Annotated in this window: 26 protein-coding genes; 17 read left to right on the forward strand and 9 right to left on the reverse strand. The window is 40.4% G+C overall.

Annotated features, from left to right (window positions below):
• Positions 1–24: 24 nt before the first annotated feature.
• Together AC20OE_RS09165 and AC20OE_RS09170 are read right to left on the reverse strand one after the other, a co-directional pair.
• Complete coding sequence (locus tag AC20OE_RS09165; RefSeq protein WP_058838904.1) at positions 25–987, reverse strand: CgeB family protein; 963 nt, start codon at positions 985–987, stop codon at positions 25–27.
• Between the two features lie 15 nt (positions 988–1002).
• On the reverse strand, positions 1003–1404 hold the full coding sequence (locus AC20OE_RS09170; RefSeq protein WP_039179354.1) for a hypothetical protein: 402 nt from the start codon (positions 1402–1404) through the stop codon (positions 1003–1005).
• A gap of 207 nt (positions 1405–1611) precedes the next feature.
• Between AC20OE_RS09170 and cgeC the strand changes: the two genes are divergently transcribed.
• The 7 genes from cgeC (at position 1612) to AC20OE_RS09205 (ending at position 7698) form a co-directional block, all read left to right on the forward strand.
• Positions 1612–1932 carry a spore maturation protein CgeC gene (gene cgeC / locus AC20OE_RS09175; protein ID WP_041085753.1) on the forward strand — a complete coding sequence of 107 codons (321 nt, stop codon included), beginning with the start codon at positions 1612–1614 and terminating at the stop codon, positions 1930–1932.
• A 17-nt stretch (positions 1933–1949) separates the two neighbouring features.
• Complete coding sequence (locus tag AC20OE_RS09180) at positions 1950–3245, forward strand: glycosyltransferase family 2 protein (RefSeq protein WP_099663394.1); 1296 nt, start codon at positions 1950–1952, stop codon at positions 3243–3245.
• 145 nt (positions 3246–3390) lie between these two features.
• Positions 3391–4767, forward strand: a complete 1377-nt coding sequence (locus AC20OE_RS09185) for a sigma-54 interaction domain-containing protein (protein ID WP_099663395.1) — start codon at positions 3391–3393, stop codon at positions 4765–4767.
• Between the two features lie 117 nt (positions 4768–4884).
• Positions 4885–6285 carry a lysine 2,3-aminomutase gene (kamA, locus tag AC20OE_RS09190; protein WP_047203279.1) on the forward strand — a complete coding sequence of 467 codons (1401 nt, stop codon included), beginning with the start codon at positions 4885–4887 and terminating at the stop codon, positions 6283–6285.
• A gap of 2 nt (positions 6286–6287) precedes the next feature.
• Positions 6288–6569 carry a YokU family protein gene (locus AC20OE_RS09195; protein WP_012010281.1) on the forward strand — a complete coding sequence of 94 codons (282 nt, stop codon included), beginning with the start codon at positions 6288–6290 and terminating at the stop codon, positions 6567–6569.
• 79 nt (positions 6570–6648) lie between these two features.
• Positions 6649–6873 carry a YozE family protein gene (locus AC20OE_RS09200; protein WP_024422709.1) on the forward strand — a complete coding sequence of 75 codons (225 nt, stop codon included), beginning with the start codon at positions 6649–6651 and terminating at the stop codon, positions 6871–6873.
• Between the two features lie 144 nt (positions 6874–7017).
• The gene (locus tag AC20OE_RS09205; protein ID WP_039179337.1) at positions 7018–7698 is read left to right on the forward strand and encodes a hypothetical protein; all 681 of its coding nucleotides are present in this window, start codon (positions 7018–7020) and stop codon (positions 7696–7698) included.
• Here the strand turns inward: AC20OE_RS09205 and AC20OE_RS09210 are convergent.
• Entirely contained in the window at positions 7695–7829 is a 135-nt protein-coding gene (locus tag AC20OE_RS09210) for a hypothetical protein (protein ID WP_255290989.1), read from the reverse strand. The genes AC20OE_RS09205 and AC20OE_RS09210 overlap by 4 nt on opposite strands.
• A 119-nt stretch (positions 7830–7948) precedes the next feature.
• Here AC20OE_RS09210 and AC20OE_RS09215 point away from each other — a divergent pair, with 119 nt between their 5' ends.
• From AC20OE_RS09215 to AC20OE_RS09235, 5 genes are all read left to right on the forward strand, one after another.
• Positions 7949–8119: a YozD family protein gene (locus tag AC20OE_RS09215; protein ID WP_064497481.1), complete on the forward strand. Its 171-nt coding sequence runs from the start codon at positions 7949–7951 to the stop codon at positions 8117–8119.
• 50 nt (positions 8120–8169) lie between these two features.
• On the forward strand, positions 8170–8778 hold the full coding sequence (locus AC20OE_RS09220; protein WP_058838907.1) for a phosphatase PAP2 family protein: 609 nt from the start codon (positions 8170–8172) through the stop codon (positions 8776–8778).
• 54 nt (positions 8779–8832) lie between these two features.
• A complete protein-coding gene (locus AC20OE_RS09225) occupies positions 8833–9150 on the forward strand; it encodes a YodL domain-containing protein (protein ID WP_039179333.1) in 318 nt (105 codons plus the stop codon).
• Positions 9151–9262: 112 nt separating this feature from the next.
• Complete coding sequence (deoD, locus tag AC20OE_RS09230) at positions 9263–9958, forward strand: purine-nucleoside phosphorylase (protein WP_012010274.1); 696 nt, start codon at positions 9263–9265, stop codon at positions 9956–9958.
• A 68-nt stretch (positions 9959–10026) separates the two neighbouring features.
• Positions 10027–10857, forward strand: a complete 831-nt coding sequence (locus tag AC20OE_RS09235) for a M15 family metallopeptidase (protein ID WP_039179330.1) — start codon at positions 10027–10029, stop codon at positions 10855–10857.
• Between the two features lie 50 nt (positions 10858–10907).
• On the opposite strand, the gene AC20OE_RS09240 is transcribed toward AC20OE_RS09235, so the two are convergent.
• Together AC20OE_RS09240 and AC20OE_RS09245 are read right to left on the reverse strand one after the other, a co-directional pair.
• Positions 10908–11159 (reverse strand): hypothetical protein, encoded by a 252-nt coding sequence (locus AC20OE_RS09240; protein ID WP_024422704.1) that lies wholly within the window; start codon positions 11157–11159, stop codon positions 10908–10910.
• Between the two features lie 92 nt (positions 11160–11251).
• Positions 11252–11950: a class I SAM-dependent methyltransferase gene (locus tag AC20OE_RS09245; protein WP_099663396.1), complete on the reverse strand. Its 699-nt coding sequence runs from the start codon at positions 11948–11950 to the stop codon at positions 11252–11254.
• Between the two features lie 150 nt (positions 11951–12100).
• Here AC20OE_RS09245 and AC20OE_RS09250 point away from each other — a divergent pair, with 150 nt between their 5' ends.
• On the forward strand, positions 12101–13486 hold the full coding sequence (locus AC20OE_RS09250; RefSeq protein WP_099663397.1) for a S41 family peptidase: 1386 nt from the start codon (positions 12101–12103) through the stop codon (positions 13484–13486).
• A gap of 356 nt (positions 13487–13842) precedes the next feature.
• The gene (locus AC20OE_RS09255) at positions 13843–14757 is read left to right on the forward strand and encodes a class I SAM-dependent methyltransferase (protein WP_059375543.1); all 915 of its coding nucleotides are present in this window, start codon (positions 13843–13845) and stop codon (positions 14755–14757) included.
• A gap of 95 nt (positions 14758–14852) precedes the next feature.
• On the opposite strand, the gene AC20OE_RS09260 is transcribed toward AC20OE_RS09255, so the two are convergent.
• From AC20OE_RS09260 to AC20OE_RS09270, 3 genes are all read right to left on the reverse strand, one after another.
• A complete protein-coding gene (locus AC20OE_RS09260) occupies positions 14853–16340 on the reverse strand; it encodes a sodium:solute symporter family protein (protein ID WP_059375541.1) in 1488 nt (495 codons plus the stop codon).
• Positions 16340–16543 carry a DUF3311 domain-containing protein gene (locus tag AC20OE_RS09265; RefSeq protein ID WP_024422700.1) on the reverse strand — a complete coding sequence of 68 codons (204 nt, stop codon included), beginning with the start codon at positions 16541–16543 and terminating at the stop codon, positions 16340–16342. Before AC20OE_RS09265 ends, AC20OE_RS09260 begins: the two co-directional genes overlap by 1 nt.
• 237 nt (positions 16544–16780) lie before the next feature.
• Entirely contained in the window at positions 16781–17398 is a 618-nt protein-coding gene (locus AC20OE_RS09270; protein WP_058838910.1) for a nitroreductase family protein, read from the reverse strand.
• 138 nt (positions 17399–17536) lie between these two features.
• On the opposite strand from AC20OE_RS09270, the gene AC20OE_RS09275 reads away from it, so the two are divergent.
• Both AC20OE_RS09275 and AC20OE_RS09280 read left to right on the forward strand, forming a co-directional pair.
• Positions 17537–17869 carry a winged helix-turn-helix transcriptional regulator gene (locus AC20OE_RS09275; RefSeq protein ID WP_059375539.1) on the forward strand — a complete coding sequence of 111 codons (333 nt, stop codon included), beginning with the start codon at positions 17537–17539 and terminating at the stop codon, positions 17867–17869.
• Between the two features lie 75 nt (positions 17870–17944).
• Entirely contained in the window at positions 17945–18163 is a 219-nt protein-coding gene (locus AC20OE_RS09280) for a hypothetical protein (RefSeq protein ID WP_024422697.1), read from the forward strand.
• 40 nt (positions 18164–18203) lie between these two features.
• On the opposite strand, the gene AC20OE_RS09285 is transcribed toward AC20OE_RS09280, so the two are convergent.
• Positions 18204–18677 (reverse strand): Hsp20/alpha crystallin family protein, encoded by a 474-nt coding sequence (locus AC20OE_RS09285; protein WP_039179316.1) that lies wholly within the window; start codon positions 18675–18677, stop codon positions 18204–18206.
• An 86-nt stretch (positions 18678–18763) separates the two neighbouring features.
• On the opposite strand from AC20OE_RS09285, the gene rarD reads away from it, so the two are divergent.
• Positions 18764–19675, forward strand: a complete 912-nt coding sequence (rarD, locus tag AC20OE_RS09290; protein WP_257218388.1) for an EamA family transporter RarD — start codon at positions 18764–18766, stop codon at positions 19673–19675.
• The last annotated feature ends 54 nt before the right edge of the window (positions 19676–19729 follow it).

Raw genomic sequence — 19729 nt, forward strand, 5'->3', positions numbered from 1 at the left:
CCTTCAACAAGAAAAAGCGCCCAGTTATAGGGCGCTTTTTACGATTTCATAAAGCCTTTGCGGCATCGTATCAAATGTATTCCAGCGAACGGCTTGCTCGTAGTTGTTCAGTGCGGCCGCCTTTCTTTCACCTGCATTTGACCCATAGTAATCCACCTGTTTGATCAAATCGTCCTCATCTTTGTAAAAAGCAAAGCTTGAAAAAGTAGGCGGCGGATGTAGATCCGTCAATTGAAAACTTCCAGTTGCAGCAATGTCAAATGCTCTGTTATTGAGGCTCATATTTTGAATCATGGCTTTATTTTTGTTATATACAAATTGAGACGGCCTATGCGGATTCAGGACAATCGCTGTCTGCTGATAGATGTCCGCCATTTGCTGAGGACTCAGCCAATTCGTTATAAGGGTGAAATCACGATAATGTCTCCGTGATTTATTTAAGTGACGGTGCCATTCCTTACCTGCAACGAGAATACGCCATTTGTTTTGCTTTAAGAGTGTATCGATGGCCTTAATGCGGTTGGGATAAGGGTAGCCAATGAGTGCAATGTCAAACGTGCACATCTCATCTGGCGATTCATTTTTCTGAAAAACACGTGTATTTGTCGGAATGGGAAAGTAGTGTGTATTTTCGGCGCCTAATTGTTTGTAAAATGGCAAAATCCCTTCATCAATCGTTAAGATAAGCTGAGCATCACGTGCGCAAGCAGCTGATACATCTGCATAAAAGGGATCTTCTGTCATCCACAGAACGATCGGGATTTTTTCTTGTTTGAATTGATGAAGTACATCTTTCGGAACATGATCACCGATCATCATCAAAACAAAATCCGGAGAAAATGTCCGGATTTTGTGCATGTTAGTGGGTAGAGATTCTCTATCAATCTTTACACATGAAAAGGGGGAATCAATGAAGCTTTCTTCTACCCATTGATCAAACATGTGATAGATTCCGCCGTAGCCAGAACTGATATAAAGAAGCTTCATGATGACCCTCTCACATTAAGATGTGAATGTAACACTTTCAACTTTATCTACATCTAAAAGAGTCGTTGCTGAGCCGGTAGGTGTGACAGAGCTTTCTTGTGTAACAAATACAACACCTGTTGAAGCATCGAATGATACAAATTGAACTGGCCCAATTAAATCTCCTGAGTCAGTGACAATACTAATGACTGTTCCTGGTGCGAGTCTTGCAAAGATCCATCTTGCTGGCTGAGATACATCGAGTGTTGTAGCAGAATCTGAAGGTGATGCCTCAGCTGCCACTTCACTTAATAAATCGTTCAATTTCTCTTCCACTTGAACTCCTCCTTCTTCGAGATTAGCTGTTAATGCATGAGTAATTGGTTTGAAAAACACTTTCAATAGTTCTTTTTTTAATTCAGCACGCTTTTCGCTCATTTTTTCCCCATCCTTTCTTCATCAATTCAAACTCACCCCTATGTATATGCCGTTCATTTTTTTTGGCATAAGCAGAACGCTGATTCCTGATTCTTTTTTTCAATTAATCACTTCACACATTTTTAAAAATGTTTTCAAATGCTGAGGCTAAATGAAGTGGCGCTCATACTCTAGTAAAGATTAAATGTGAAGAGAGAGGGATTATGAATGGAATTTGAACAATTATTAGATGGTTGGAACGAAGAATTACTAGAGTCGGAAGGAGTGCTTGAAGTCATCTTGATTTTACTTCTTCTTCGCCTTTTAGAAGAAAGTGAGGAAGAGAATGTGTCAGACATCAAAGAATTACTTCGTCCATGGCTTGAGCTTGGCATTCCAGTGCCGCGTGTTCATTTGGTCAATGGAGATGTACTTCAAAACGTGGTTGTCGTGCAATTGTTTGATACGGTCGCGGTCTTTAAAAACGCGACAAATCAGCTAAGAGTGAGTGTTCCTTTTGTGAACATTGTCAGCTGGGGGGCATTTTAAACTAATCAAAAAGGATAATGATCATGAAAGTATCGGTGATTTTAACAAGCTACAATAAACCAGATTTCATTGATCGTGTGTTAAAGAGTATGGTAGAACAAACGTATCCGCATTGGGAGCTTTTGATTATGGATGATGGCTCAGAACAGGGCACTATTCAAAAGATCCAGCCCTATTTAAGTGATGAACGCATTCAGCTGTATTCGCACACGGTTCATCCGGCAAAACGGCTGTTAACCGCACGATATGCGACGCTTATTAATGAAGCATTAACCCGTATAACAGGTGAGCTCATTTGTTATTTAACCGATGATACCGTGTACCATAAAGATCGTTTGCTTAAAATGGTGGATGTTTTTCGGTCGAAGCCTCATATAGATATTGTGTATTCCTCGCAGCGGGTTGTGCATGTGAATCAGCATTTAGTGGAAACGATGAGTTTTGTTCGAGAAGCAAATCAAATCCTAGAGCATGCGTCCTTTCAAGTGGACCATTGTTCGGTCATGCACAGAAGCCGCTTGCTTCCACTGATTCATGAAAAATACGGACAATATTGGGATGATGAGCCAAAGCACTGGCATCATGCAGATTCTGTTTTTTGGATGAGGCTGAATCATTTCGCTTCGTTTTTTCCATTAAAAGCTGTACTGGATACAACGTATAAAACGCCCCATTCCTTTCATCATCAGTTTTCGAGTATGCCGTATGATTTAATTGACGGAACGATCATTGAAAAAGAAGGGGATTATTATCAAATCGCAGACGGGAAACTTCATGGAATTGAAAAGCGCTGGATCAATGAAAAGAACAGGCGTGCGATCCGTGTTCCGCTATTATGTGAGATGAAATATGAAATAAAAGAGAAGCTGGCAGTACCCAATTATACAGTTGTCACCGCAGATCAGGGGAAAACGTTCTTTTATATTGAAAAACAGAAAAAAAGAAGGTTTGCTTCAAAACGTGACGTGCAATATTTTCAGTTTCACCCAAAGGAGACCTATACGATTTCAAATGACCAGCTTCAGTCATTTGAAGATGGCGATATCATCAAAGTTTCTCCTGTATTCAGTCCGCCAAACAGGCGGCTGTTTAAATGGAAACAAGATGTTTATTTACTTGTGCATCATGCCTTTTGCCGAATTGATCCTGAGGTGGTGAAGCGGTTTGCTTTTTATCATCAGCCGATTAAGCTGTACCCGTCCCAATTTACGTTATTTCAGGAAGGAAAGCCGATTGTTCCGCTGTATAGGGAATCGCTGCAAGAATTCGATATGTCTCTTTATCAGACATCCGGGCGAAAGCACTCCTCATAAGAGGGGTGCTTTTTAAAATTTTTGCAGGAAGTAGAAAGGAAAAAGCGAAACATGAAAAAGACAGGGAACCATTTAGAAATGATCAAGCCGCTGAAAACTCGGCAATTGATGCCGGTTTTTTGGCACTGAAAGTGAGGGGGAAAGAATGGGGAAAGTTGTCGAAAGAGCAGATTGGTTTGAATTAATTTTAGAAGCCATCGATGAAGCCATTCACGTTGTAGATGATCAAGGGATGACGATTTTTTACAATCATAATGCCGCTAAGTTTGACTGTTTACAAAAAGAAGAGGTGATTGGCAAGTACATCCTTGATGTGTATCCCTCTTTAACTGAAAAAACAAGTACGCTTATGCATGTGTTGAGAACAGGAAAGCCCATTTATCATTCGCTGCAAACCTATTTGAATAAAAACGGAGAAAGAATTGAAACAGTGAACACGACATTACCTATTATTGAAGATAACGAGTTAATAGGTGCGGTCGAAGTCGCAAAAGATGTATCCAAGCTGTCTGCTCTTTCCAATCGTTTAGATCAAAAAAAGCGAACATTTGACGCGGATGGGGTAGAACAAATGCATGATTTTGCTTCATTTTTAACAAATGATCCGCTTTTAAAAGAAATGCTTGAAAGGGCAAAAAAAGCAGCTGCTTATCCGTCATCAGTTGTTGTCTACGGGGAAACTGGGACAGGAAAAGAAGTGCTTGTTCAGGCCATTGTCCATGAATCTGACCGGAAAAACCAAGTGTTTATTCCGCAAAACTGCGCAGCACTCCCAGAAACATTACTTGAAAGTCTATTGTTTGGATCTGTCAAAGGGAGCTATACGGGCGCAATTGATCGCAAGGGACTTTTCGAATTGGCTGATGGGGGCACGCTTTTTCTTGATGAGCTGCAAGCGATGCCGCTCACCCTTCAGACGAAATTATTACGTGTGTTAGAGGATGGCGTTGTCCGCCGCATCGGTGATGCAAAGTCCATTCAAGTGGATGTTCGGCTCATTACTGCGCTCAATATGGACCCATTTGAAGCAGTGAAAAAGCAAATTTTAAGAGAAGATTTATTTTATAGACTGCATGTATCATCTTTTCATATTCCGCCGCTTCGTGAGAGAAAGCAAGATATCACGCTGCTATCCCGCCACTTCATTCAAACCTATCATCAGCAGTTTTCAAAAAACGTCACACGCCTTTCTGAAGAAACGGAACGATTGTTTATGGCGCACCACTGGCCTGGGAATGTTAGAGAATTAAAACATACGATAGAGCATGCCGTGTTGATGATGCCAAAGGAAGCGGAAGAGATCACCCCTCTATACCTTCCGGCTCATTTACGTGAGCAAAAGCTGGAAAAGGAAACATCTGAATCCTCCTTAAAAAATCAAGTGTCTTCATTTGAACAAACATTGATTCAAGAAGCTTTACATCAGCATAATGGGAATATTAAAAAAACCGCCGCCGCCTTAAAAATCCCTCGACAAACGCTGCAATATAAATTGAAGAAATATGCAGATGCCGAAATGTAGGCACAGCATCCAATTGAATATGACGGGTAAAGCTCCTTTTGTAAAGAATAGGGGCATTTTCCCATGTTGGCACATAACTTGCATAGTATAAAGTGAATGCTGATAGGGGGAATGGATATGAATCAGAAATTGTATGAACCGGCGCGTCACTGGAAGGACATAGAGCTTTGGAAGGATGTACCTGAGGAAAAGTGGAACGACTGGATTTGGCAGCTGACGCATACCGTGAAAACGCTTGAGGATTTAGAAAAAATCGTAAACTTAACAGAAGAGGAACGAGAAGGGGTGAAGATTTCCACCAAAACCATTCCACTCAACATTACACCCTACTATGCCTCACTGATGAATCCAGACGATCCAAGATGTCCAATACGTATGCAATCTGTGCCAATTGCAGAAGAGCTTCATAAAACAAAATATGATCTGGAAGACCCGCTGCATGAAGATGAGGACTCACCTGTCCCGGGGCTCACACACAGGTATCCAGATCGCGTGCTGTTTCTTGTGACAAATCAGTGCTCGATGTACTGCCGCTATTGTACGAGAAGACGTTTTTCCGGTCAGATTGGTATGGGTGTGCCGAAAAAGCAGTTAGATGCTGCCATTGGATATATTAGAGAAACACCTGAGGTGCGGGACGTGTTAATTTCTGGCGGAGATGGGCTGTTAATCAATGATCAAGTGCTTGAATACATTTTGAAAAACTTACGTGACATTCCGCACGTTGAGATCATTCGGATTGGAACCCGCGCGCCGGTTGTCTTTCCGCAGCGTATAACAGATGAGCTGTGCGAGATATTGAAAAAATATCACCCAGTTTGGCTGAATACTCACTTCAACACAAGTATTGAAATTACAAAAGAAGCAAAAGAAGCGTGCGAACGTCTTGTGAATGCCGGTGTCCCTGTAGGGAATCAAGCCGTCATCCTTGCAGGTATTAACGACAGTGTGCCGATTATGAAGAAGCTGATGCACGACCTTGTGAAGATTCGGGTCAGACCATATTATATTTATCAATGTGATTTATCTGAGGGCATTGGCCACTTTAGAACGCCGGTATCAAAAGGGCTTGAAATCATCGAAGGCTTAAGAGGACATACAAGTGGTTATGCAGTGCCAAGCTTTGTGGTAGATGCGCCAGGAGGCGGAGGGAAAATTGCCTTACAGCCAAATTATTTATTATCGCAAAGCCCTGACAAAGTCGTCCTTCGTAACTTTGAAGGTGTCATCACCTCTTATCCAGAACCAGAGCATTACGTCGCAGGCCAGGCAGATGCGTATTTCAATGAAATTTATGAAGAAAAACAAGAACCAGCAATTGGTATTACCGCACTATTTGAGGATGAAGCAAGATCGTTTACGCCTGAGAATTTAAATCGAATGAAACGTAGAGAAGCATATGAGACAAATCCTGAGCATGACACACTCAAAAACAAACGTGAAAAACGGGATGAATTAAAAGAGAAGAAATATCAAGCGCAGCTCAAAAAAGAACAAACCGTGAAGGAGGAGAAATAGCCTTGCTGACATGTGATTGGTGTGAGGAAAACAAAGCAAATGCTGAGCAGACAACAGTCTATTGGGAACTGATCACGGGCACACAATCAATTGAAATCATCGAAACGCCGTCCATCTCCTGCACGCACTGCGGTATGACCTATCAAAAGGATGAGACGGTCAAAGAGATTGAAGATCAATTAATTTTAGTGGACCAGACAAAACTTCCAGAAAAAATCTCCTATGAAGAATTAATGAGCATGGAGCGGTTATTAAAGCGAAATTACTTTGACTTTTCTTCATAAGTTGTACCTCCGCCTATACAAGTCATCAAATTGCTGTATAATATAACAACAAAATAGTGTGTCGCGGAGGGAAAAACAGGTGAAGTCGTTTTACCATTATTTAATGAAGTTCAGACATCCAAAACCGAAAGATGAAATCAGCCATTTTGCAAATGCTGCGTATGAGGATCACAGCTTTCCTAAAGCTTCCACAGATTATCATGAGCTGTGTGCTTATTTAGAATTAAATGGTGATTATTTAAGCTCAATGACAACATTTGACGAAGCATTTGAGCAATACGAAGTAGAAGTCAAAAAAAAATAACACACAACCGCTTGTTCCATATGGGAGAAGCGGTTTTTTTATGAGAAATAAAATGGCGTTTTGCATGGTGTGGTTGCCCATGCAGAATTCCTTGCGCCGGCATACGATACGTTAAGACCAAAAGTCGGGCAAGGGGGAGACAGAATGAAGGCGAAAGCACCAAAATATCAAGTAGGGGATATTGTCGTCGTTGTCATGTACGGCACAGTCGGAACGATTACAAAAGTCCATCAAATTGACCAGCACTATTTATATGAGGTCAATCATAATGAGGTGCTTTATTTTGAAACATCACTTCAGCTTTACGATGAGTATAGCGGGGTGATTGTCGATACAGAAAAGCTGGACATTGAATATGAGTTCCTCATTGGCGATGTTGTATATGTAAAAGATTACGGAAAAGAGCTATTTAAAATCATCGGTCATCGGACTGAAATTTGGCGCTACCTTGAAGATGGCTGGGAGGATGTCATTTACGAACTTACGAGGCTGAAAGACGGAGAGTGGCTGGAAACAGAAGAGGAGGATTTAACGCTTGTCTTAAGGAAATATGAGATGGATCAGTTTGTTCATCAGCTTCTTTTTGTGCATTACGTCGGAGAAACCTCAAAAGAGTTAGAAGAAGATATGGTTCAAACGGCTCTATTGCAGCTAGAAGAGAAACAAGAAAGCGAAGCTTCACTTGAATTTCTCGCTGTATCTATAGTGGATGAGCTTCTTGATATTTATAACGATTATAAAATTCTCTACGAATTTTTCAAAGATCCAGAATATAAGGATATGATGGATTTTATTTTGGAAAGTTTACACGAACATTTTGGTTAAAGAAAGACTTGTCCTAACACGAATAAAAAATAAGGCACACAGAAAAATGCAATCACATAAAACCATCCCCTCAAGATACGGCCCATCACCTGATCAAATGTTTCTCCATCTAATATGCTTAACCATTTCATTCTTTCAAGCCCCTTTTCTTTTTGTTTACTGCATTTATATGTATGGAATGAGCCATTATGACAAACTGTAATAAAAAACAGCTGGCGTTCATACATCATAAAAAAGGAGGCGGAATGCAATGAAAGAAGCAGATTTGGTGATTGATACAGAGGAAATTGCGGAGTTCTTCTACATGGAGCTGATCAAAAGAGGGTACATACCTGCTGAGCTTGAAACTTTTGAGCTGGCTGACATTACATTTGAATATATGCTGAAAAAAGCAATGATAGTTGAAGAAGAGGCGTGGTAGGCACTATACTTTGAAGAGATTCTGAAGAGAGAGGGAGGGGAATCCTTCGCGTGTACATCCTATTTCTTTTCATTTTATTTGGCGCCATTGCTGCGCTCATGGTATCTGGGGCTTTTCAAGATTTGGACAACCAGATCATCTTATGGTTTGAAAGCATCAGACTCCCTTTTTTAAATGATGTCATGCTGGCTTTGACGGACCTTGGCATCAGCGCGCTGCTCGTTCCAATCATGCTCATTTTTAGTGTGGTATTGTTTATGTATAAGCGCTACTACTCTATCATGATGCTTTTTCTATTATATCTTACAGAAAAAACAATCAATCATGAATTAAAGGGGCTGTTTGCTAGAGAGCGTCCGGCCTTTGATCACCTTGTAGGTGAAACGTATTACAGCTTTCCGAGTGGACATTCGATGAATGCAGCCACCATCTATCCTTTTATGGCTTATCTATTAGTTGAGATGATTCCATGGCTGAAAGAACGACAGAAAATCGTCTATTTGATCACAGGACTGGGCGTCCTAGTCATCGGCATCAGCCGGATGTATATTGGCGTGCATTATTTGACAGATGTCGCTGGAGGCTTTGCGATAGGACTCGCTTTATTTCTCATTTGTAAAAAGATTGACGAAAGATTGCCTGTCATTCGACAAAAATAGAAGAAGGAAATTGACAGATCCCAGCCAATTTTATATAAAAGGGGAGGGATTTGAATGCAATTGACGTTGAGATTTTTTCAAAAGAAACCTTCAGCATTTCACTTAACCATTTATCAAACACCTGAATATGGCGCTGCAAGTGGGCATCAGCCTGTGTACCGGACAAAGATTGGCGGCAGAACACACCTTGATGTACTGGAAAAAGCATTCTCGACATTTAATGTACATGATACAGTCCCTAATGATTACAATGCGCGGTTTATCACAACTGGCGATATTGTTGTGATTGATGATAGGAAAAAGGGGAAGTGCTATTATCAGCTCTCTCCGGCAGGATGGAAACGCAGTGAACGACTAATGACGATAGGCTAAATAGATGATGAATGATGCCAGCTTGAGATCCAGCTGGTATTTTCTTTTTTAAGCTCTATCGTTTATAATAAATAGGATAAAATACATAGTAAACGTAAGTGGAGGCTAAAAAATGAGTGTACATATTGGAGCAGAAAAAGGACAAATTGCAGAAACGGTATTGCTACCAGGCGATCCGCTTCGTGCGAAATATATTGCAGATACATATTTAGAAGATGTTGAGTGCTATAACGAAGTGCGCGGAATGTATGGCTATACTGGAACCTATAAAGGAAAACGTGTTTCTGTACAGGGCACTGGGATGGGCGTACCATCTATTTCGATTTATGTGAATGAACTCATTCAAAGCTATGATGTTCAAAACTTAATCCGCGTTGGATCTTGCGGAGCTATCAAAAGGGATGTCAATGTACGTGACGTCATTTTAGCGCAGACATCATCAACAGATTCACAAATGAACCGTGTGGCATTTGGGCCGATTGATTATGCGCCATGCGCCGATTTTGGCCTGCTTAAGAAAGCATATGACACAGCGGAAGCAAAAAATGTCGCTGTACGTGTCGGAAATGTATTTACAGCAGACCAATTTTACAATGAAAAACCACTTGAGCTCATGGCTCAATATGGTATCCTAGCGATCGAAATGGAGACAACCGCTCTTTATTCTCTTGCAGCAAAATTTGATCGAAAAGCGTTATCCATTTTGACAGTGAGTGATCATGTTCTAACAGGAGAAGAAACAACGGCTGAAGAGCGTCAAACAACGTTTGATGAAATGATCTTAATTGCGCTAGACTCCGTTTTATAATAGTATAAAGGGTGTGCTACTACGTAGCGCATCTTTATTTTTTTAGAAGAGCAAAAGGAAGGTATGTCATGAAGAAAAGCTACAAAATACTCTCAATCGCATCGATTCTTGGTTTGACAGCCGCACTATCAGGCTGCCAGTTGCTGGATCAAAAAAGCGGTACATCTGAATCAAACAAAACAAACGAACAAAAAAACGCAGCAAGTTCATCTCCCCAGCACAACTCAAACGATACGGCAGATTCATCGAATCAAGAGCTGACGTTAAAGAGTGAATATTTCAATGACATCAAGGTTGTGAGCGGTCTGAAAACCATTCAAAATCCTGAAAATGTGCTAGCACTTGTTAACAAAGAATATGCATTACCAGGAACCTATAAACCTTCTGATCTCGTTGTGCCAAAAGTAGAATTCTCTTTTTCGGAAGATATTGAAAAGCGGTATATCCGCAAAGAAGCAGCGGAAGCGCTTGAGAAGTTATTCAAAGGTGCAAAAAAGGAAAACTTCGAGCTTGCTGCAGTATCTGGCTATCGCTCCTATGACCGTCAAAAAGTCATTTTTGATAGTGAGGTCAAATTAAAAGGCAAAGAAAAAGCACAAGAAGCAGTTGCTTTACCAGGGGAAAGTGAACATCAAACAGGTCTTGCCATGGACATTTCCTCAAAAAGTGCCGGCTTTGAGATCTCTGAAAAGTTTGGTGAAACACCAGATGGCAAATGGGTGGCTAAAAACGCCTATAAATATGGTTTTATCATCCGCTATCCAAAAGGAAAAGAAGACATTACGAAATACGAATATGAGCCGTGGCATTTGCGCTATGTGGGAAAAGAAGCCGCTAAAGCGATGCATGATCACGATTTAACATTTGAAGAATACATGAACAAAGTAAAGAAAATCTAAACAAGTAAAAGGCCTCCCAGCTATTCGGGAGGCCTTCTCTTATTCTTCTTTTAAAAAAAGAACAATCCTGCTAGTGCGAAGCCGGTAATGAACCCGAGGCCGATGCCATACGCTGCACCCCAGCCATAATATCCGCCCCAATAGCCAAAGCCAAAGCCCCCGCGAGACCCGCCGACTGGACGAATATAAACTTTGCGGTTTGTCACACGCTCAATGCGTCCGACATGTACTCTACCATTTCGATCAGTGATTCTAGCGACTTTCCCCATGTGCTGCTGACAAAGCTTGTAGTAGCGCTCCATGTTTTTCCTCCTTATGACAAACTCTTTTCACTCTTATCCTATGCGAGAGACCTCATAGAGTTTGGACAAAACATATAGGGGATTCGCTCATTTTATACAGTGCATTCAAATAGAATGTGACTTAGCTGCTTGCGGTGTGCTTGAATGAGATCGTAGTGTGTTTGCAGCGTCTCGTAAAGAGAAGGCGGTATGTGTTCAGATAATTCCATTTCTGTTGGTTCCTCCTGTACCATATGTTCATCGAATGAGAGAATCTGAATGTCACGGAAGCCTGCTGCTGTTAACTGCTCCTTCCATTCTTCAAGCGACAAGAGCGAGTGAAAGCCGTAAAACTCTCGAACAACGGCCATCTCTTCACGTGTAAGAGGGGCTTTTAACACAGCTTCATTTGCAATCAATTGACTGCCAGGAGCAAGGACGCGTTTGATCTCAGCAAGTGCGACAGGCAGCTTGGTAAAGCTTAAAACAGATTCACTGATGAGTAGAGAGAACGCTTGATCTGGAAAGGGCAGCTGCTCAATGGATGCCTCTAAGGCGCGGGTTGGCAGTTCCTCCCGCTTGAATCGCAGGTTCGCCTTTTCAATCATCAATGGATGCGTATCAATGGCCTCCACCTGATAACCTATATTTCCTAAGTAGGCGGCCGTCTGTCCTGTACCGCATCCGGCATCCAGTATACGTGCATGAGGCGGCAGTTTTATATGCTCAATCATCGTTTTTGTTAACTCAATTCCGCCAGGATGGGCACCTGATACGCCAAAATAGGCAAGCATTTCTACATAATCACTCATATCATCCCTTCTTTCCTTATCCTGTTCCTCTCTAAAGATTATGCAATAAAGGAGCAAATGGCTTATCTTTTCAAGTAGAAGTTGATCCTTTGGTTGACGGATGAAGCATCGTCCTTGATAATAATGAAAGGAGATAAAGGTGGTGTTTTTTTGAAAAAACAAATGAAGTTCGTGGTAGCCATTCTGGTGACTGCTGCACTGTCCTCTGCGATTACATTTGTGATCACAAAACAAGGTGCTGTCAGCGTCTCTGGAGACGAGAAGTTTAGTAAACTCATGGCTGCGTATACGAAGGTAAAGGATGAGTATTACGAAAAAACGGATGATCAAAAACTAGTAGATGGTGCGATCCAAGGAATGATTGCATCACTTGATGATCCATACTCTACATATATGGATCAGGAGGAAGCCGAAGGATTTAACAACACCATTTCTTCATCATTTGAAGGAATTGGTGCACAAGTAGAAGAGAAGGATGGACAAATTTTAATTGTCGCACCGATTAAAGGCTCTCCTGCTGAAAAAGCTGGTTTGAAACCTCATGATCATATTTTAAAAGTGGATGGAAAAAGCACCAAAGGCATGTCGGTCAATAAAGCCGTCTCTCTCATCAGAGGACAAAAAGGAACGGATGTCCAGCTGCATCTCAACCGTCAAGGAGTGGGCAATGTAGATGTGACCATCACAAGAGACACGATTCCGCTTGAAACAGTGTATGCAAAACTCACAAAAGACAAAATAGGAGAAATCCAAATTACGTCCTTTGCTGAAACTACATCGAAAGAGCTGGATAAAGCGATTGATGACCTCGAGAAAAAAGGGGCAAAAGGTTTTGTCATTGACCTCAGAGATAATCCAGGCGGCATTATGACAGAAGCCATAGAAATGAGCAATGACTTTATCGATAAAGGGAAAGTCATTATGCAAGTTGAAGAAAAAGGGAAGAAACAAGTGTACAAGGCTGAAAAAGAACGCAAAGTCCATCAGCCGGCAGTTGTTCTTGTAAATGGCGGCTCAGCCAGCGCTGCTGAAATCATGGCGGCGGCTCTGCACCAATCTTCAGGCATTCAAATTGTGGGTGAAAAGACGTTCGGCAAAGGAACTGTCCAAAATGCGCAAAACTATAATGACGGTTCTAGTGTCAAGTTAACCATTGCAAAATGGCTGACTCCAGACGGTTCTTGGATTCACAAAAAAGGAATTGAACCACAGGTCAAAGCAGCTCTTCCAAGTTATGCAAAGCTGCCGTACTTAAGCCCGAAAAAAACGTATGAGCTAAATGACAATGGAGATGAAGTCAAAGCGGCTCAAAAAATGTTCCAAGCGCTCGGCTACAAAGCAAAAGCAAACGGTGAGTACGATCAAGCATTCCAGTCTATCGTCAAAAGCTTCCAAACAGACAACGATTTAAAGGCAGACGGTATTCTGACAGGAGATACAACGACCGTTCTGATGACAAAGATCCAAGATAAGTTAAAGAACAACGATACACAAATGAAAAAAGCCATTGAAGTCTTGAAAAAAGAAATGAAATAAAGAAAAAGCAGTCCTCATCAGGGGACTGCTTTAAGATTGTAGAAAAACCCAACCTTTATTTTAAGTGAAGTGGGGTTTTTTGATAAAAACATATAGAGTTTTATGCTGAACACGGGTCTTTCCATGTCTAGTTTGCTTCCTTTTAAAATTCATGGCAATGAAAGTAAGCATACTTTCATTTTTGATCCATGTAACGCTGTTAGGTGTTACTATTTGTATGGAAAAAGACTGTTTTAAACTTGACAAAAAAATGTGATTATGCTATAATTTAATTTCTTATTTTTAGAATATATAATAGGATTCTCCTAGCCAGGAGAATCCTATTTTTTTGTTCTAAAATAAAGGAGTGTGTTTGTATGAAGAAAGATGAGCCCAGTGTCACTTCGTTAATATCGGCTTTTGCTAGATCCTATCATAGTCAATTTGATACTCCTAAAATCTTTAATGATTATATAGCTAAAGAATTAATTTCTGAAAAAGAATTCAATGACATCAAAGAAAATATGGTTCAAGGCATACATTTCTTCAACAAAGATATCGCACAAAAATTCGAGGGAAATACAGAAGAAATATTAAAATGGATTACACAAGTCCAGCTGTCTCCAATAACCTTATCACGTGCTGCGTATTGCGAAAAAGTAATGCTTCATGAGGTAGCGTTAGGATTAAGACAATATGTCATACTTGGCGCTGGATTAGATACTTTTAGCTTCCGACATTCAGAATTGGAAAACAGCTTAGAAATATTTGAAATTGATCATCCTACTACACAGGAATTTAAAAAGCAAAGATTGGACGAGGCTAACTTAAAAATCCCAAGTAATCTTCATTTTGTTTCTATGGACTTCACCAAAAATTTGTCCTATCAAAACCTAATAGGTCAAGGATTTGATAACAAAAAGACGTTCTTTAGTCTTCTAGGGGTTTCTTACTATTTAACGAAAGAGGAAGTTTCAAGCTTAATAAATTATTTATTCACCAAGGTTCCATCAGGAAGTTCAATCGTTTTTGATTATGCAGATGAAAAACTATTCGAAGAAAAAGGAACCTCTAATAGAGTTGAAAATATGGTGAAAATGGCTTCAATAGGCGGAGAACCGATGAAATCATGTTTTTCGTACTTTGAAATCGAAAAGGTGTTAGAGAAATCAGATTTACTCATTTATGAACATTTATCACCTGAAAAAATTAATAAACTGTATTTTAACAATAGAGAAGATTACCTATCAGCTTTTGAGACCATTCATTACATTCATGCCGTAAAAAAATAAAACTCCAGCATGTACATTGGAATTGTGTTATACAAAAAATCTTGTAGACTTTGTCTACAAGATGAAAGCAGTCCTCATCAGGGGACTGCTTTTTCTTATCTTGTGATCGCTTCTGTTTTTTCATTATCCTTTTCAAATAGTTCATTCATGACAGAATTGGACGTGACCTTCTTTTGGAAGAATGGATTTAAAATCAAGATGACTACGACGTTTGCTAGTAAACCAAGAAAACCTTCATAAAGGCCGAACGTGACTTGTGAGATATTCGCTGTAAAGGTGACGATGATTCCAATGACTAACCCAGCAATCGTTGCTTCTCTCGATTGTTTTTTCCAGAACAAGCTGATGGCAATGGCTGGGAAGATTTGGACCATTCCTGAAACACCAATGAGCTGAAGTGTGACAAGTGCAGTTGGGAACAGCATCCCGAATAAAAGAGCGAGCCCGATGACGATAAACACCATCGAACGTGTAATGATGGTCAATCTTTTAGGTGACACATTCGGATGAATTAAGTCACGGTATAAATTATTGGCAAATAAATTCGATGCGCCAATAGCCATGATGGAGCATGGAATGAGGGAAGCCAGTGCAATCGTTGAATAAGCGAGCCCCTGCATCACGCCGCCATATGATGTTTGAATTAAATGAAGAAGAGCAAATCTTGGATTTGTATCTTCTGGTAAGACTAAAAAGGCAATAAATCCAAGGAAGATGACCAAAATCAATACAATATTATAAAGAGGCAAAAACATGCTGTTTTTACGGATGGCATCTGCGCTTTTGGCTGTAAAAACCCCAGTTGCCGCGTGTGCCCACATAAACAAAGCAAGGGCAGAAACGCCTGAAGCAGTAATGAACCATAAAATGCCTTTAGGACCGCCTTCAGGGATCGTGAGAAGCTGAGGCGCTTCTTTGGCTAACGTGTTCATCATCGGTGTCCAGCCGTTAAAATGAATAATTGGCAGTGAAACCACCATGAACAGCATGATCACCCAAACGAGAATATCCTTAATAATGGCTGTATATGTAGGACCTTTAATACCACTGAAAAATGTATAAAGTGCGACTAAAATAAATGAAATGATAACAACTGCATTGACATTAATATAATTAGTTCCAGCGACAGTTAACGTATCTTGAATCCCGCTCAGCTGAAGACAAATATAAGGAATCAGCATAAGTACCCCAACAATCGCAATCAAACTAGATAACAGCTTGCTGTCAAACCGCTCACGTGCATAATCGGCAAGTGTTGTAAGGTTGTGACTTTTCGCTACCGTCCATAGTTTCGGTAAAAAGAAATAAGCAATAAAATAAGCTAGGACTGAATAGGGAATAGCGAAAAAAGCGACGCTTCCAGCTGTATAAGCTGTACTTGTAAGCCCTAAAAAGGTATAAGCTGTATATAAGTCTGCGCCAACGAGAAACCAGACAAGCAGTCCGCCAAATTTTCTCCCGCCGACAGACCATTCTTCTACTGACTGTCTTGATGATTTGTCACGACCAGCGGCAAAACCGATGACCACGACGATGAAAATAATACTTGCAGTAATCAATAAAGCTGTTAAATTTCCTTGCATTAGTCAGTTCCTCCATTTGAATGTTGCATCTTATAAATGATAAATGTGCAAATTGGTGTGAGTACAATCCATAGTAAGAGCCAGAAGTGGAAAAAGGGCAGGCCGATGACAAATGGATGAATGCGATTCGCAAATGGCAGTAATGCGAGCTGTCCAATGAATGGAATCGCGATAAGTAGTGCCAGCATCAATTTTTTGTTCATGATTTCCTCCTGAATATTTTGTAATTTCATAATAATAGCAGTTGTCAGATTAGATCACAAGACCATTTTCAGAAAAAACAATCATTTTGGTGAATATCATACTAATATAACGCTTTCATTCTTAAAAAGGAGAAAGAGTGAAGATGTAAAGAGGGAGAAGGTGAAAGAAAGTATGTATAAATAATATTTAAAAAAAATAAAAAAGCCCCAGCATAAAAGCTGAGACCTTGCCAATTTTTAAAGGAAATCAGATACTTCTTCGATGTCGAAACGATTGCTTTTATGAGCTTCTTTTGCTGCTTTACCAACAGAAATCAGCATCACTGGGTCGTAGCGGCCGCTTACATTGAATTCCTTGATGTATGCTTCTTTACTGAAGCCACCCATTGCACACGTATCATAGCCCATTGCTTTTGCCGCAATCATTAATTGCATAGCAGCTAATGAAGCATTTGAATACGCTGCTTCTCGTGCATATTGCTCACTTTGATATGCGCCATTGATTTGAGTCATCAATGTTTCTTTAATGTCTTCAGTAATAAAGCCTTGTTCAGCCAGCTCACTGTAGATTTTTTCGCCATTTTGGTTAGCTTCAAGGTCACCTAGAACTGCAATAACAGCTGATGCTTGTGATATTTGCTTTTGGTTGTACGCGATTGGAAGTAACTTCGCTTTTGCTTCAGCACTATGGAAAACAGTGAAGTGCCAATGTTGAAGGTTCCAAGCAGATGGTGCTTTTGTTGTGATTTCAAGAAGCTCTGTTAACTCTTCTTTTGTCATTTCATGAGTAGTATCATACTCTTTTACTGAAGCTCTTTGTTTTAAGATGTCAATCGTTTTTTGATCGGTCGCCATATGGATATTTCCTCCCGTTTTTGCAAATAGTATGGTACAATAACTAAAAAGTGAGAAACTTACTTATTGTAACTAGAGATATTTTAAATTGTACACCGTTAGTTTGTCAAACAATCATGAAAAGAAAGGCTGAAATTTATGGAATTCCAATTATGTCCACACATTCAGCAAGCTTTTTTACTCCTAGGCAAAAGGTGGAATGGGCTTATTATACATGTATTGCTTGATGGTCCAAAGCGTTTTAAAGACCTCACAGACACGATTCCATCTATCAGTCAAAAAATGCTTGCAGAGCGTTTAAAAGAGCTCGAGCAAGAAGGAATTATAGAGCGGACTGTCCTGCCTGAGACGCCTGTCAAAGTCATTTACAGCTTAACTGAAAAAGGGAATGCGTTACATGATGTGTTTCATGAGGTATCTCGGTGGGCAGGGGAGTATACAGACACTCATGGCAAAAAGGAGCAAGCCTAGTTTCAGGTTTGCCCAAACATTTTGCCTCCTGATGAATATGCTGATGTTAGGCACATGACAAAGGAGGAGAAATGCATGTACCCTCATACTCCGTATTTTCGAGGCGGCGCCCCTGGCATTCCGCCATATGAATCCAGAGTCCCTTTGTTTTTTGGTTTTGGCGCTCCTTTGGTCGGCGGACTGCTTGGCGGATTTCTAGGAAGTGCGATTTTTAATTATCCCCGCCCATATTACCCCCCGCCACCACCGCCTGCTCCACCACCTTATGGCGGCGGATATCCACCATATTATTAAGAAAAAAGAGTAAGCCTGCTTCCATTCCAAAGCAGGCTTTTTATAATGGAATATCAATTTCAGAAATTCCTGGATCATCATGCTTTAAAAACATAATTTCCAATATACCGTCTTGATACGACGCCTTCGTTCCTTTTCGCTTCACAGCAGCAGGGAGGACGACTTTTTTCTGCGCCCCTTCTTCAGGAAAATGATCAATAAACAGCAGATTGGCTGTATGTTTGATTTTGACTTTTTCTGTGTTTGGACGAGCAAGTTCAATTTTGACAAACACATGATCAGTCGTCTCGAACACTTCGACTTCTGGCTCTTTTTCCTTTTGGACGTCAGTTTCTCTTGTTTTTTGATTTTGAGAAAGGGGGTCCTGAAATGGGAACTGAGCAGGATAATTGGAGCCGAATACACTTTCCATGACTTGATTGACATACTGCTCAACGTCTTTAGGATCTGAATTCTTTAAGGCTTCTTTTGAGAACTGCTTTTGAAAAGGGAATAATCGGTTCCAGTCGAACATGCGAATCATCCTTTCTAAATGCCCTGAATTAGTATATGCCCATTCGCCAGCGTGCGTGCTATAATATACGTTAGATTTAGAAAGGGATGGTTACATTGAACGAACAGCATTCAAAAGGTGTTCTCTACACGGCAGCATCTTTTACACTCTGGGGTTTATTCCCGTTATATTGGAAGCTGATGGAGCATATTTCGTCAGGCGAAATTTTAGCGCACAGAATTGTATGGTCATTTGTGTTTATGTGCGGTATTCTTTTGTATTTAAAACAAGTCCGCCCAGCGATGCAGACAGTAAAGGGTCTCATACTGGATGGTAAAGCATTTTTTTCATTACTTTTATCTGCTATTTTAATTTCGGTCAACTGGTATGTATATATTTGGGCAGTCAATCATGGTCTTATGCTAGAAGCAAGTTTAGGGTACTATATTAATCCGCTTGTATCCGTTCTATTAGGGATTATTTTCTTAAAAGAACGACTTAATAAATTACAAACCATTGCCATCCTCATTGCCGCATTTGGGGTGATCCTTTCAACAGTTCAATACGGGTCATTTCCTGTCGTTGCTTTCTTATTAGCCTTTAGCTTCGGTTTTTATGGTCTGATTAAAAAAAGGATGAGCTTCACGAGCGCGATTGGTTTGACGATTGAAACGCTGCTTCTCGCACCGGCTGCACTAGTGTACTTATTATTTTTCTTAAAAGACCCTGTTGTGACTATGAATCCTAACAGCTTCGGGTCGCTCGGTCTCTTATTTTTTGCAGGTGTTTTTACAGCCGTGCCGCTTCTTTTATTTTCAGAAGGCGCAAAAAGAATTCCTCTTTATCAAGTGGGCATTTTGCAATACATTGCACCGACAATTACGCTGTTTTTAGGGCTGTTTGTCTATCACGAACACTTATCCGCAGCTAAAATTGTGACGTTTCTTTGTATTTGGGTGGCGATTTTACTGTTTACCACCTCTCAATTACGCATGAAAAAAACAGCGAATTCTCATTAAGCCAAACGAGCAGTTTGCTTTTTTTTGCAGGCGGATCATGTCATAATAAGTTGT

Source organism: Bacillus sp. SRI_025 (assembly GCF_057592095.1).